Raw genomic sequence first — 14,545 nt, 5'->3', positions numbered from 1 at the left:
ATTCCTTTCAAGTTCTTATCACTTTTTTACTTACACATAATAGACAATCAGCGAAACAAGTTTGTTCCATAAACTTAAAAAACTTTATAACTAATTAACAAAATAAGAGATAGCAACAATGATCTCGGCTATCTCTTATTTCAAATCTCATTTTTACTTATAAAACTTTTATATAAACAGAATCTCTTTCCCTTAGAAAAGTGTACAAATTTTACTGATTTTGATTTGGATTATCTGTACTAGTAGCTTCACCATGTATACGCTGGTTTTTCAAATCAAAGTATACATCTAAAACTTCTTTTCCAATTATAGAATTAATTCCACTTTTATCATTATGCAGCCACGGAACTACTACTGAGAATGCTACTTCTGGATTATCATATGGAGCATATCCAACTAACGTTAAGTTGTAACATTCCATACGTTCTCCTTTCGCATTTCTACCAATCGGATCATCTCCACCATACACAGTTTGAGCTGTCCCTGTCTTCCCTGCTGGTTTATATGGAGCATTTTTGAAATACTTCACCCCAGTTCCATCACCTTCTTGGAATACCCATCTAAACCCTTCTTTTATTCGATCAATATGTTCTGTCTTCATATCAATCCGATTTAATACGACAGGCTCTATGGAACGTATAACTTTGCCAACCTCTTCTTTTATTGATTGTTCTCGTATTTCTTGTACAATTTGAGGTTGCATTCTATAACCTCCATTCGCAATCGTTGAAATATATTGCGCTAATTGCAACGGCGTATACGTATCATACTGACCGATAGAAAAATCTAGTAAAAACCCAGGTTGACTATCTACTTTTCTCGTTTGTCCAATTATTTCATTCGGTAAATCAATTCCTGTTGGCACGCCTAATCCAAATTGTTTAAAATAATAGCGCATCGTATTAAATGCTTCTTGTTTTATATCCAATGAACCATTTGGTACGTAATTAACACCCGCAATTTTTAAAGCTGTTTGAAACATGTATACATTCGAAGATACTTGTAGCGCACGTAAATCATTAATATTACCAAATCCGGATACATTCCAAGATTTCTTAGCTTGTGTACCTTTAAATTTCATCGGTGCATCATAAAATTGATCTCCTGGCTTTATTGCTCCTGTCTCGTAGCCAGTTAATAAAGTTGCACCTTTTACAGCTGACCCTAGTTCATACGAAGTTGTCATATTACCTAATGCCAAATCCTCGATTTCCATTTTTCCTTCTTTTTCTACAATTCTTTTGCCTGCCATAGATAAAATCTGTCCGTTATTCGGATTCGTCATAACAACAAAAGCTCGGTCCAGTAGTGGCTCTGAACTCTTAAATGCTCTCAAATTTTTCTCTAAACTTTCTTCCACTTTCTTTTGTAATTCCATATCGATCGTTAATGTTAAACTATTACCACTTTTTCCTTTAGAAATTATTTCTGTTTTTATAATATTTCCTGATTTATCTGTAATGTTTTTCACTTCTTCTTTTGTACCGTGTAACACATCTTCATATCGTTGTTCAATATAACTTTTCCCTACACGATCATTCCGGTTATATCCGCGTACTAAATAAGAATCTAAATTTTCTTTTGGCAGACCTTCTTCGCTACTCGTAATATTACCTAACACAGAACGAAATAAATCACCATTTACATAATTGCGCTCCCAATCAACCGTTGCATCTACCCCAGGAAACTCCGCAAGATTTTCACTGATTCGCGCATATTCTTGATCTGTTACATCTTTTTTTATAATTTGTGGTGTTAGTTGATAACCTGAACTCATTTTACTTTTAATAGCTAATACCTTTAAATCTTGTGCTGTTAATTCTGCCAATTCTACTTCTGTAACGCGACTTCGTCTTAATTCTTCTATTTTTTTATCTAACTCTTTTCCTTCTATTCCCTTTTCTTTAAACGTTTCTATATCTTTTTTCGTAATCATTGTCTCCGCACGTTTCGTATTCAACTGCATCCAAAAATCTTTTTTGTCAATATCTGTTAATTTATTTATATCTTGTTCAGGCATTTCAAGTACTTTTGCCAAGTCTTTTGCTATTTTTAAAATATCTTCACTAGTAATTCCCTTTACCCTTGTATACGTAATCGTACGAAGGGATTTATTATTAACAACTGTTTTCCCTTCTCGATCTAGTATTTGTCCACGCGGAACTGGAATACTAGTTGTTGCATTTTGACTACTTTCCACTTGATTCTTATAAGCCTCTCCCTCTACGATTTGCACTTTTCCAAGCTGAACAATAATAGCTGAGAATAGTAAAAATATGCAAAGGAACATTATATTTAATCGTATAGATATATACGTCTTGTTCTTTCCTTTTTGTTCTTTCATAAATCCTCCACTTAATTCCTTATATGTTACATACCGATGACCGGTTATAAATATCGTTGCAACTTTTTTACTAAATCCTTGTAAACATCCTATCCTTTTCGCTTCACCACGTAATTCATAACTCTCCCTTCCTGTTTTCTCTCTATTTTTTTGTCTCTCGCATTAGAAATGCTAAACTGTATAATGATTCATAATAAACTTACACATAGACTTGCTAGTAACTTTTCATACTAATTGTTCCTTTCTTCATGCTGTAATACTTAATAGACAACCTAAATAATAAAGTTGTTCCACATTTACAAAAAAAATAATTAACTATAAGATGAAATAAGCTAAAAAGGGAGGGTTTTATGTTACATATAAAAATAAAAAGATGGAGATTTATAGCGATTCTTTCTATTGTAGGTTTGATATTAATAATTTTGTTAAAAAGCCATTTCTTTTCAATTACTATCGAAACTTCTTCAGCCGAAAGAGGACAAATACTTGATCAAAATGGTGTAATACTAGCTACAAATAAGAAAGTTAAGTCTCTATATTGCACTTTTAATGATGAAAAGATATCGAAACAAGGTACAGCAAACACATTAGCTTTTTTCAATCAATTTTCAAGCGAGTTTCAACATGATATTTCCGCAAAAGACATACAATTACACTTACAACAATCTTGTAAAAAGCAAACTATGAATGATATACCGTTACACTCTGACATAAATGAGAATGAACTTACATTCGTAAATAAGAACAAACCCAATAATGTCATAATTAAAGATGAAGTGATCCGATATTATCCCAAGCATGAAGTTGGTTCACAAGTAATTGGTTATGTAGAAAATAACCTTAATTCAGAGCATATGCCTGTTGGAAAAAGCGGGATTGAGCTGCAATATGAAAATGATTTAAAAGGAAAACCGGGTAAAACTCTTATTTTTAAAATGAATAAAAAAAAGTTCTTATGGAACATTCAAAAAGTACAAAAAGGAAAAGATATCCGGCTAGCTTTAGACTCTGAGTTACAGCAAAAAACAGAGGAGGCATTAAGATCTCAAATTCAAAAAACACCCGATGCTAAAGCTGGATATGCTGTAGTGAGCGATGCAAAAACTGGCGCAATTTTAACTATGGCCAACTCGGCGGTTTTTGATCCAAATATATTAAATACACATGTATCACCTAAAATAGAAAACATAAAATCACTTTCGCAAAATAAAGCAATTCAAAAATTAAAGTATGGTGAATACTACGTAAATATGGCGTCTACTATAAAACCTCTTACTATTTTAATTGGGTTAAACGAAAAGCTTTTTCAACCTGAAGATACTTATTTAGATAAGGGTACTTTTCAGTACGATAATCAAAATAACATCACGAATGCACCTGGAACGCCAACAGGTGAAATTACACCGAGGCAGGCTATCATTAATTCATCTAACACATTTATGACAGCAAAAGTAGCTTTACCCTTATTCAACCAAAATAATGGCAATATAGAAAAAGTGGCAAATATATGGACAGATTATTTAATGCAATTCGGCCTACGTTCTAAAACTGGTATTGATTTACCCTTTGAAGAAGACGGACAATATGAATTCCATCCTTCTAATAAGTTTGAAAATGGAATCTCTGCTTTATTAAATGCCTCTTGGGGAGGAAATGAAGTGCATACTCCTCTTCAACTTGCTCAGTATGCAGCAACTTTGGCAAGTAAAGGTGATAAATATAAACCTCAAATCGTAAGTGCTATTATTAGCCAGGACGGTAAGGAAACAAAAAAGTTTAAACCAATTTTAGAAAGTTCAAATCGTTATCCGATGAACTTTTGGAATGTCGTGCAAGGTGGAATGAGTCAAAATATAGAGGAGATTAAAAAGCTGCCCTTTGACGTCGCAGGTAAAACAGGTATTACAGGTTTTCCGAATGAGCAAGAAAGAATGATCAATCATTCTCTTTTCATTGCATATGCTCCTACCAAAGATCCACAGATTGCCGTTTCTGTCGTTATTCCTGGTAGTAATTCAGAAAACAACATCGCTGCCCTTGTTACATCAGAAATTTTAGAGTACTGGAATACTCTTCAAAAAGAGTATAAAAACAAAAAGGAAGGTTCATTAAAATGAACCTTCCTTTTTTACCATATAGAATCAATATTTTTTATTTTCCATATACCTTCATTATTCTTTTCGAACATAAATGAATATTTAATATCCGTTAAAACGTACTCTTTTTGTACATATCCAGTATTACCGTTAATTGTCGATATTTTTATATATCCATCATTCTGTACTTTTTCGGGAATCCAAGCTTTTACCATTTCATTAGATACTTCATATAAAACTCGTGATTCTCGATTTGGTTCAGCTAATATTTTCGTTTTATTTCCAGTAACAGTTGCATATATAAAGTGCGCTTGCTTTGATTCGTTACTTTCTGTCAATCCACTTGGTACTTTGTATGCTTGCTTTGTATCATTTGTAAATTCTCCCCCCATTGTAAGGGCAACTTGCAACTCATGAAAAATATCTTCATCAAATTTCAATTCATCCTTCTTGTAACTCTTCCCTTTAAATAGAACTTCATCATTTAACGCTCTATACAAATCATTTTCATTTTTTGCATTTGTACTTTGATATAAATCATTCATAAATTGTTTTAATGTTGGATCTTGAGCAGACTCATCTTTTGTTTTAGGCTTAATTTGAGTGCTACTTTGTACCGGTGATTTATTATCATCTAACCAAGGTTGTTGAACGATAACAAATAACATTGTACAAACAAAAACAACTACAATAGGTAATGCTTTTTTTCGAAAAAGTCCTTTATGTTTTACAAGATCCGCTTCATTATTTTCGTATATAGACTGCTTTATTTTAAAAATAAACTCTTCTTCATCTTTACGATTCTCCATTGGGCCTTTTTTTAATTGTTTATACCAGTCAGGATTTTGTTTATTGTTCATCACTACTACCCTCCCCTATTAATTTTGAAACCTTACTTCTCGCTCGACTTAATCTAGATTTTACAGTTCCAATGGATACTCCTAGTGTTTCAGCCATTTCTTCATAAGATAATTCATATTTCGCGTCTAAAATTATTATTTCACGGTGTTTTTTAGGTAGTTTTAATACAATCTCCCACACTTCATTCATTTCCTCTTGCTTAAAAAATTCTCGTTCTGCCGATGGAGATTGTTTATCATCACTAAAAAATCCTATTAAAGATATCCTTTTAAAATAAGAGGATTTCAAATAGTTTATTGCCGTATTTCTTGTAATTTTTAATATCCACGTTTTAATAGATGACTCCTTTCGAAATGAATTCCAATTTTTAAATACCTTTATAAATACATCTTGCGTGATATCATCTGATAAGTGTGGATCTTTCGTAATAATAAATGAATAATTCCATACATCTTGCCAATAATCTTTTATAACATAGTCAAGCTCATCATGATTACATTTTTCAATAAACTTCTGCTCCATTTCCACACCTCGAACTTATTTGAATAAACATAAAACTACCCTCACTTTTAATATGGTTTCAATATATAGACATGATACAAATTTCATTTGTTCCATTGTTTATCTATTTTTGATAGAAAAATCCTCCTGAGAATGTAAAGGTGTGCAATTACTTTCATAAAATAATTACCAATACATAATCTTACATGACAGGCTCCTAAAAAGAAGTAAAGCATACAATGTTAAAAATACACTCGTAAAAATCTGATTATTATTTGTGAATTTCACACAACACTCCACTTGTATCACCTATTTTTCTTAGAGCATACTTATTTGTGTGCTCTATTTATGTTTTACTAAACAACTGTTTTTTTAGTTTAAAACTTGTCCATTTCAATTTGTTTCAATCTTTTATTTACAATCGGCAATATCACCCTTTCAAAAATGAAAATAAAGATGAGGTATCAATTTTCTCACCCACAACAAAAAAGCATTCTCGATTAAGAAGAACGCTTTTTCGAAGCTTACTTATACTTTGTTTTGTATAACTTTTAACTTTGTGCTAAGCAAACAATGAATGTAGTAAAAGATTTTACTTCATAATTAATTATCATTTTTGGAAAATATGTTTTATTTTTTCACCCGGTACATTACTCCCCCCTCTTCCTTTTACATCTTCGATCATCATAGTAACAATCATGTCTGGCTCATTTGCATCAAAAGCTGCAAACCATCCAAGCTCTTTTCCGTCTGCTTCTTTCGACTCTTTCAGTTCTGCTGTACCGGTTTTACCAGCAAGAGTTATACCATCAACCTTAGCAATTCTTCCCGCCCCATCAGGGTCATTAATGACTTTTATTAATGCACTCTTTAATATGTCTTGATTCTTTTTAGAAATCACATTTTCTTTCCAATTCCCCGTAACTTTTGCTTCTTTTAAAAGGTGGGACGACGGAATATTCCCTTCATTTATAATCGGTGCATATGTTAATGCTAAATGGAGTGGTGTCATTAATACTTGTCCTTGTCCGTATCCCGTGTCTGCTAGTTGAATATCATTTTTTATCCCATCTCTTGCAATGATTGAAATAGGAAATTGGTATTCGATTGGTAATTTTTCATGAAATCCGTATTTCTTAAATTCATTTACATACTGATCTTTCCCCATTTTCAAGGCTTGTTGAGCAAAATAAATATTATCAGAGTACTTCATTGCCTTGTCAAAATCAATTGGACTTGCATCCTTCACACGTGTTACATAATAATTTCCCCAAGAGGAATCTTTTGTCCACTTTAATCCTTGAATATTAAATTCTTCCTTAGCTTTTATTGTGTTTGTTTCCAAACCAATTGCACCTGTAATCGTTTTAAATACAGAACCTGGTACAAATGCTTTTGTGAAACGATTCATCATCGGTAGTTTCAAGTCGTTATTCCATGCTTCTCGTTGGGCCTTTGATGCTCCTCTAACTATTGTATTTGGATTATAAGCAGGGCTACTTACAAGCGCGATTGTTTCACCTGTTTTAGGATTGATCGCTGCACTAGAGCCTGCTTCATTTTTCATCTCATTATAGATTTTTTCTTGAATTGCAGCATCAATTGTTAACGTAACATTCTCCCCTGCTTTCGCTTCTTTTTTTGCTACGTTTTTAATCTCTTTCCCATTCTCATCTTCTATAAATACGCGTCCACCCTTTTCACCACGCAATGTATTCTCCAATACTTTCTCTAAACCTGTCTTACCTATTAAATCATCAGCTTGATAACCTCTTTTTTGAAGCGATTTTAACTCCTCTGCATTCACATTTCCTATATAACCAGTTAAGTGTGCCGCTGATTCTCCTAATGAATACGTACGAATATTTACTGGGCGAGATGATACTCCTTCTAATTCAATATAATCATTCTGTCTAGTTCCCTCTTTTAAAATACCAATTGGTACAAAGGAGTCCGGTTTTATCCATTTCGCTGTAAGCTTCTGATCGACTTCTTCTGTAGACATATCAAGTAATTGTGCTACTATTTCTTTTGTTTGCGCTGCCGTTTCACCTAGTTTCTCCGGAATAATTCCAACCTCAGTCGCTTTACCATTCGTTGCAAGACCTTTCCCGTTTCGATCGTATATTTCTCCTCTTTTTCCATGTTCTGTTTGCATACGTACTTTGTAATCTTTTTTCATACCTGGAAAAATGAAATCTGGTGTCCAATCTATTTTCCAAGCATCTTTATCTTTCACAAGTTTTGCTTCATGGATAAATGAAGCTATTCCTCCATCCGTATCCATCTTGACTTCAAAAAGAAAAAGTTCTTTATCTTTAGCATTCTCTCCTTTCGTTTTAACTTTTAAATTCTTAACGCCAATACCTTCATAAATTTTTTGATATTTCTCTGTGAATTCCTTTTTAGAAATCGTTTTTTGGGCATGTTCTGATAAATGATCATACATATTTGCAAATTCTCTATCATTCCATAAATTAATATATTCTTCAAATGCTTGTTTTGGCGATTCGTTTTTATTACATCCTACCAATATAACTGCAAAACAAAAGAAAAGCAGCATCCATAATTTTTTCAATTCAATCTTCTCCCTTAGTTAAAAATGTTTATTCCTTTCTTAATAAATTAAATAAAAAATGTTGTAACGCTTAATAGACAGTGTAAGTAATGAAATTGTTCCACATTTACAAAAAAATTAATTGATGATCAAGTTACATTCGAAGGAGAAGATTTTAATATTCTTACAAACAATAGAAGCGGATCTATTTAACACTATTATTTAAAATATCTTTTTGTTTAGGTTCCCTGCCCTCATCCTTTTTGTATATATTTAACACAAAAAGGACCCTTATTCTAAGGGTCCTTCAACAAAGTGTATACAATAAAAAAGAATTACTTAAAGTTTAATTTATAAACGCTGTATATCCTTCTATTTCGTATCAAAACCCCTGTGCTGTATGCACTCTAAAGCTTATTTTGAAGAGTCATGTACAGGTAAACTACTATGAATTAACTCAGCAACTTTTACATATCCTTTTGAGTTTGGATGAATTAAATCCGTAGACCAAAGTGAATTATCATTAACTAATGGATTTTTCCAAAAGTCAACATAATGAAGCTTATACTCTCTACTCAGTGAAAGTATAACTTCGTTTGCCTCTAATAATTGTTCTTTTAACATTTGTTTTTTTTCAGAAGAAAATGGAAGCCGAACTGTAAAATCTGGAAGGCTTGCTATAATAATATCAGCATCTGTTTTACTTAATGTATCTATCATAAATTCCATGTCTTTCTTATATGCTTGTTGGTTCCAACGTCCTTTTAATACATCGTTTGCACCTGCAATTATACTAACCAAATCTGGATTAAAAGTTAATGCTTTTTCCAATTGCTGCGAGCGAATTTCTTTAGTTACTAACCCACGCTTTGCAAAATTAGCATATTCTATATCATTTACACACAGTTGAACAAAATGATCTACCCAGCTTTTTAATGCTATTCCCTCAACTTCATCCCCTATGCCCTCTGTAAAACTATCACCAATCGATACAAATCGCTTCCACATATGTAGTCCCCCTTTTTGTATTCATATCTACACTATATAATAGTTTACAGCGTATATCTATTTCCATTGTGATTTAATTGAATAATGAATCTTCTTTTATCCTGTGTAACTTTATTAAACTATCCTTGCACAAGAGTGCTTTGAATCGGAAAATCAAAATAAACGCCATCCTTTTTGATTATATAGATACAAATTTATTTTAGCTTGATAGCAATACCAAAAGTTCCGACGGAAAAAATTTGAAAATTAATGCCTCTTCAATTCCAAGCTATCCACATAAAATTAGCTTTTTACTATATCAACCGCACTATCCCACATACCGCTAAAAAAAGATCCGATGTTACGAATAAAACGTGTAAACCAATTTGCTTGTTCTATATCCGATTTTGTTATAAGGTCTACTTGTAATGATTTACCTAATAAAAACCCAGGATCTGTACTATCTTTAGGCGAGATAATCATTTTACTAATTGTTACACCTTTTTTAATAGGTGCTTCTTGTTCTTCATTCAATACTTTAAATTCTTTTTTATATACGTCTTTGTTGCTCTTTGGTATTGGAAGTGAAACAGTTTGCTTCGTTTGAACAACTACATCTTTGTCTTTCGCATTTGCTACTCGCACTGTTTCATGGCCTTTTACTACTGAGTCTTTTCCATAGGCCTTCTTCATTTCGAAATTTGCAAACCCATAATCATATAATTTCTTCGTTTCATCAAAACGTGCTGCATGAGAGTTTGCTTTTATCACTACAGATATTAGACGCATACCATTTCTTTCTACTGTACCAGTAAAACAATCACCAGCTTCTGGGGTAGTTCCTGTTTTTAACCCATCTACACCTTCGTATTGCTTAATTAAACCTTTTAACATCCAGTTAAAGTTCGTCATATCAATTGGATACTTACCACCCTGTTGGAATGTTTTTTTGGGGATTTTTGCAGTATCTAATATTTTCGGAAAATCTTGAATAAGACGTTGTGCTAAAATCGCACAATCTCTTGCGGACATTTTATTTTTCTCGTCTGGAGTTGTCCCTTTTGGGTGATGTCCTTTTAAATCATAGTTTGTTAAGCCTGTAGAGTTTACAAATTTATAATTTTTCATTCCAAACTCTTTTGACTTATTGTTCATCATTTTTACGAAATTAACTTCTTTTCCAGCAATCTCTTCAGCTAAAGCAATTGTTGCACCGTTTGCAGAATAAATTACCATTGCTTCATATAGCTCTTTGACCGTATACGAGCCACCATTTTCTAACGGAACGTTTGATAATGAACGATCTTGCGAAATCTTATATGCATATTCAGAGATTTTAACTTTTTGATCCCATTTAAGTTTTCCATTCTCCACCGCTTCATGAACTAAATATTCACTCATCATTTTTGTCATACTAGCAATTGCTAATGATTCATCTGCATTTTTTTCATATAAAATTTTTCCGGAATTTACTTCTACTAAAATTGCTGATCCTGCTTCTACGTCTATAGCAGGAATTGTTTCCGCTGCTGCTCTTCCAAATGTAACGACCATGCTACAAAATAGTGTAAGCACTGTCACTATTGCAATAAATCTCTTGCAAAACATACCTTTCACTTCAGTTACCTCCAATATCTTTGTACTCAAAAAAACCGTTATTTTAACATAACCCTTCAAAAAATAGACAACGTTATCAAATTCTAGATATAAGACATTAGGACCACTTTCATATTTTTCAGGATTATACTTAATAGACAATCTAAGTAATACATTTGTTCCATATTTACAAAAAATAAAACCCGTGTGTTCTGATTAAATATCGAGGCAAACTGGCTGCTAAACATTCGTTTATTACCTATCAAGGATTTTAATTATTTAATTCAGCTATTTGCTATACTCATACCAGAGTTGAATTTCCCTTAGTCTAGACTATTAATTTTTTATAATAAAAAACTACATCCTATATAGAATGTAGTTTTGTTCACAGATTTATCTATTTTTTACTTCCTTTTTATAAAAATCATATAAGAGTTTAATAGATGAGCTAGATAATATAGGCATTGCCTTCTCAACTAATTCTCTATCCCAATCAAACCAACGCATTTCCATTAGCATATTCATTTCTGTGTCAGTGAATCGTTTCTTTATTTCCTTAGCAGGATTTCCACCAACTATTGTATACGGTAGAACATCTTTACTTACGACAGATCCTGCTGCAACGATTGCACCTTCACCGATTGTAACGCCAGGCATTATTATAGCATTCATTCCAATCCAAGCATCACTTTTAATGACTGTATCACCCTTCGGTTCATATGAATGTTCAATTTGCTCAGCGAATGGATATACTGTAATCCATTCTGAGTGATGATTATGATTACCACCCATTAAAATGACTACTCCACTGGCAATACAAACATAATTCCCAATAATGAGTTTATCAAGATGCCATCCCATCTGTTCAATTGGATTGAAAAGTGCTTGGGACTTAGCATCCCCCCACAAATACCTTACACAGCCATCTTCAAAATTTTGATGACCATAATACCCTGAATAATAGGAGTACTCTCCTACCTCAATGAGTGGATTTGTTACTATATCTTTTAAATACTTCGTTTCTGACCAATGATTATATAATGGATGCTTCATAAGTTTGTTCCTCGCTTCTAAGTTATTGTAGATCTTTGAAATTCACTTAGAAGCTTACTACGACTGCTACATTTTTTAGCTTTCTCAAACGACGAATCATTATATTCAAGCCTTTCTTTTATAATATAAAAATCATAACGTGATAAATTACATAAGTCAAATTGTAAAATTATGTACTGAAACTTAAAGTGTGAATTGAAATTTCAGCATTAAAACAATCGAGTTTTCAAATAACAAATCCCAATTACATATAATAAAGATTTCTTAGCTATACATCTAACTTCTTTCTTATATTAGCCTTAACCACCTCGATTTAGTTTTATTATTTATTAATTTGTCAGATAAATCAATAAATGTTAATATGATTATAGAAGATATTATCATCCATTAAATTTCACAGCTTATTTTTCACAAAAAAGATTTCTGAATCCTTTATTAACTAGGAGGTTTAGTAGATGAAACTTTTAAAAAAATCAACAATTATTGGTGCATTGACTGTTGGAGGAGTTTTATTATCGAATACAATTTATACAATCACACCTGTGTCTGCACAATCGCAACTTACACAAAAAGTATCACCATTTTTAGATAATTGGCAGTGGCAAAACTATTTTTTATTACATCATAATGCAGATTTTATAGAAGAGTTAGCAGTTGGTGACTTAAAACAAGGAGATACATTCGATGTTACTATATATACTGGTGGTAAAGATACTGGTATAGTAAAAATATATCAATTGAGCGGAAATGAAAATGATGAAATAAACTTGCATAGATATAAAACCATTTATGACTCAGGTTTAAAACATGATTATGGTAGATTTGTAACCCCTATTACTAAGGCTTATAATCCTGGAACATATGTAGCTGTTATGAAACTTGGAGACAATTATTATTATGGGGGCAGCTTTAAAATCTCAAAATAATAAACGTTAATTTCTAATACAACGCTATACAAAAAAGTAGCCTATAAAGTTTTATAGGCTACTTTTCATTTCATTACTATTATTTAGCTAATTCTTTCGTACCCTTCATTACATCAATGAAGAACCCCCAGTTATTCACAACAGAAGAAATACTAATATGTTCATCTGGAGTGTGAACATTGAATATATCTGGACCGAATGAAATTGCATCTAATTCAGGCATCTTTTGAACAAATGCACTACATTCAATACCTGCATGCACTGCAAAGATTTCAATCTCTTTATTGTATTTTTCTTGATGCACTTTTTCAAACAAATTACGAATTTGTGAATTCGGATTGTATGGCCATTCTGGATACTCTGACTCTATTTCAAATGTTGCACCGACTAATTCGGCAATACATTTAATTTCATCTGCAACGTGTTGTTTTAAACTGCTTACAGAACTTCTCACTTCGTTACGTAATTTAATTTCATCTTGCAACGTTTCAATAACACCTAAATTTGTTGAACTTTCTACTAGACCTTTAATATCCAAGCTCATACTTTGGATGCCGTTTGGAATTAAGAATAATGATGAAATAAGTTGCTTTTGTGTCTCTTTAGCAAATACTTTTTCTACTTTCTCATCCAATTTTGTAAGTGTAACGTGAACATCTGGATCAACAGCACGCATTTCTTCTTGTAATACTCTTGTCCAAGATACTAGTTTTTCTTCTACTTTCTCTATATCTTCTGTACGTAATACAATTGTAGCTATACTTTCACGCGGAATTGCATTTGTTTTTAACCCGCCGTGAACTTCACTTATATCAAATTGAATATTTGCTGATAAATCACGTAATACTCGTCCTAATACTTTGTTTGCATTACCACGTTGTTTATCAATTTCCATACCAGAATGTCCGCCTTTTAAACCACCAACATATAGACGGTATGCATCTGTATTCGCTGGCGCTTCATCCCAAATGACTGGGATTGTTTCAACAGCTTTCGCACCACCTGCACTACTTACAAGTAATTTATGATCTTCTTCAGAATCAATATTAATAAAAATCTTACCCTCAAAGTGATTTGCATCAACAGCGAAAGCCCCGCCCATTGTTGTTTCTTCTTCAGTAGTAATAACTACTTCAAGTGCTGGATGCGGAATGTCTTTTGAATCTAATAAAGCCATCGCATACGCCACTGCAATACCATTGTCAGCGCCTAAAGTCGTTTGATTTGCATATAACATGTCCCCAATGATGCGTAATTCAATTGGATCTTTTTCAAAATCATGTACGGTTGCTTGATTTTTTTCACATACCATATCCATATGACCTTGAATAATTATAGCTGGTACATTTTCATAACCAGTAGTTGCTTCTTTTTTAATAATGACATTTAATGCTTCATCTTGAATCACTTCTAAGTTACGCTCTTTTGCAAAGCCAACTAAATAACCACTAATTTCCTTTTCATTACCCGATCCTCTAGGAATCTTTGAAATTTCTGCAAAATGATAAAATACAGGGTGCTTTGTTAATTGTTCTAAAGTAGAATACATTTTTAAGCTCCTCTCAAAAATAAACATTAATTATTACGTTTATATTATACCATGCTCCATGGCCTATTCTTTAAA

At 32.4% G+C, this 14,545-nt stretch carries 10 protein-coding genes; 2 read left to right on the top strand and 8 right to left on the bottom strand.

What is annotated here, in order from left to right:
* Positions 1–211: 211 nt before the first annotated feature.
* Positions 212–2,344 (bottom strand): peptidoglycan D,D-transpeptidase FtsI family protein, encoded by a 2,133-nt coding sequence (locus FS742_RS04690; protein WP_144611394.1) that lies wholly within the window; start codon positions 2,342–2,344, stop codon positions 212–214.
* Between the two features lie 350 nt (positions 2,345–2,694).
* On the opposite strand from FS742_RS04690, the gene FS742_RS04685 reads away from it, so the two are divergent.
* Complete coding sequence (locus tag FS742_RS04685) at positions 2,695–4,461, top strand: peptidoglycan D,D-transpeptidase FtsI family protein (RefSeq protein ID WP_144611393.1); 1,767 nt, start codon at positions 2,695–2,697, stop codon at positions 4,459–4,461.
* 11 nt (positions 4,462–4,472) lie between these two features.
* Here FS742_RS04685 and FS742_RS04680 read toward each other — a convergent pair whose 3' ends face one another.
* The 6 genes from FS742_RS04680 to FS742_RS04655 all read right to left on the bottom strand — a co-directional run bounded on the left by FS742_RS04680 (position 4,473) and on the right by FS742_RS04655 (position 11,995).
* A complete protein-coding gene (locus FS742_RS04680) occupies positions 4,473–5,300 on the bottom strand; it encodes an SH3 domain-containing protein (RefSeq protein ID WP_144611392.1) in 828 nt (275 codons plus the stop codon).
* Positions 5,290–5,823 (bottom strand): RNA polymerase sigma factor, encoded by a 534-nt coding sequence (locus FS742_RS04675; RefSeq protein ID WP_142286500.1) that lies wholly within the window; start codon positions 5,821–5,823, stop codon positions 5,290–5,292. The genes FS742_RS04680 and FS742_RS04675 overlap by 11 nt, the downstream gene beginning before the upstream one ends.
* A 589-nt stretch (positions 5,824–6,412) precedes the next feature.
* A complete protein-coding gene (locus FS742_RS04670) occupies positions 6,413–8,380 on the bottom strand; it encodes a penicillin-binding transpeptidase domain-containing protein (protein ID WP_144611391.1) in 1,968 nt (655 codons plus the stop codon).
* Positions 8,381–8,773: 393 nt separating this feature from the next.
* Positions 8,774–9,367, bottom strand: coding sequence for an SGNH/GDSL hydrolase family protein (locus tag FS742_RS04665; protein ID WP_144611390.1), 594 nt, complete (start codon positions 9,365–9,367; stop codon positions 8,774–8,776).
* A 282-nt stretch (positions 9,368–9,649) separates the two neighbouring features.
* Positions 9,650–10,963, bottom strand: a complete 1,314-nt coding sequence (locus tag FS742_RS04660) for a D-alanyl-D-alanine carboxypeptidase family protein (RefSeq protein WP_313956659.1) — start codon at positions 10,961–10,963, stop codon at positions 9,650–9,652.
* Positions 10,964–11,335: 372 nt separating this feature from the next.
* Positions 11,336–11,995, bottom strand: a complete 660-nt coding sequence (locus tag FS742_RS04655; protein ID WP_144611389.1) for a CatB-related O-acetyltransferase — start codon at positions 11,993–11,995, stop codon at positions 11,336–11,338.
* A gap of 455 nt (positions 11,996–12,450) precedes the next feature.
* On the opposite strand from FS742_RS04655, the gene FS742_RS04650 reads away from it, so the two are divergent.
* The gene (locus FS742_RS04650; RefSeq protein ID WP_144611388.1) at positions 12,451–12,921 is read left to right on the top strand and encodes a DUF5065 family protein; all 471 of its coding nucleotides are present in this window, start codon (positions 12,451–12,453) and stop codon (positions 12,919–12,921) included.
* 79 nt (positions 12,922–13,000) lie between these two features.
* Here the strand turns inward: FS742_RS04650 and pepD are convergent, their stop codons facing one another.
* The gene (gene pepD, locus FS742_RS04645; RefSeq protein WP_144611387.1) at positions 13,001–14,470 is read right to left on the bottom strand and encodes a beta-Ala-His dipeptidase; all 1,470 of its coding nucleotides are present in this window, start codon (positions 14,468–14,470) and stop codon (positions 13,001–13,003) included.
* Between the last annotated feature and the right edge of the window lie 75 nt (positions 14,471–14,545).

The sequence above is a fragment of the Bacillus cereus genome, from assembly GCF_007678085.1.
In the GTDB taxonomy this organism is placed as follows: Bacteria; Bacillota; Bacilli; order Bacillales; family Bacillaceae_G; genus Bacillus_A; species Bacillus_A cereus_BE.
Note: the sequence above shows the minus strand (reverse complement) of the source record. Positions and strands in the feature narration are given on the sequence as shown.

Excerpts from the sequence above, each read along its gene's own strand:
- FS742_RS04665 (WP_144611390.1), bottom strand. The coding sequence starts at position 9,367 with ATGTGGAAGCGATTTGTATCGATTGGTGATAGTTTTACAGAGGGCATA.
- FS742_RS04680 (WP_144611392.1), bottom strand. The coding sequence starts at position 5,300 with ATGAACAATAAACAAAATCCTGACTGGTATAAACAATTAAAAAAAGGC.
- FS742_RS04655 (WP_144611389.1), bottom strand. The coding sequence starts at position 11,995 with ATGAAGCATCCATTATATAATCATTGGTCAGAAACGAAGTATTTAAAA.
- FS742_RS04650 (WP_144611388.1), top strand. The coding sequence starts at position 12,451 with ATGAAACTTTTAAAAAAATCAACAATTATTGGTGCATTGACTGTTGGA.
- FS742_RS04690 (WP_144611394.1), bottom strand. The coding sequence starts at position 2,344 with ATGAAAGAACAAAAAGGAAAGAACAAGACGTATATATCTATACGATTA.
- FS742_RS04675 (WP_142286500.1), bottom strand. The coding sequence starts at position 5,823 with ATGGAGCAGAAGTTTATTGAAAAATGTAATCATGATGAGCTTGACTAT.
- pepD (WP_144611387.1), bottom strand. The coding sequence starts at position 14,470 with ATGTATTCTACTTTAGAACAATTAACAAAGCACCCTGTATTTTATCAT.
- FS742_RS04685 (WP_144611393.1), top strand. The coding sequence starts at position 2,695 with ATGTTACATATAAAAATAAAAAGATGGAGATTTATAGCGATTCTTTCT.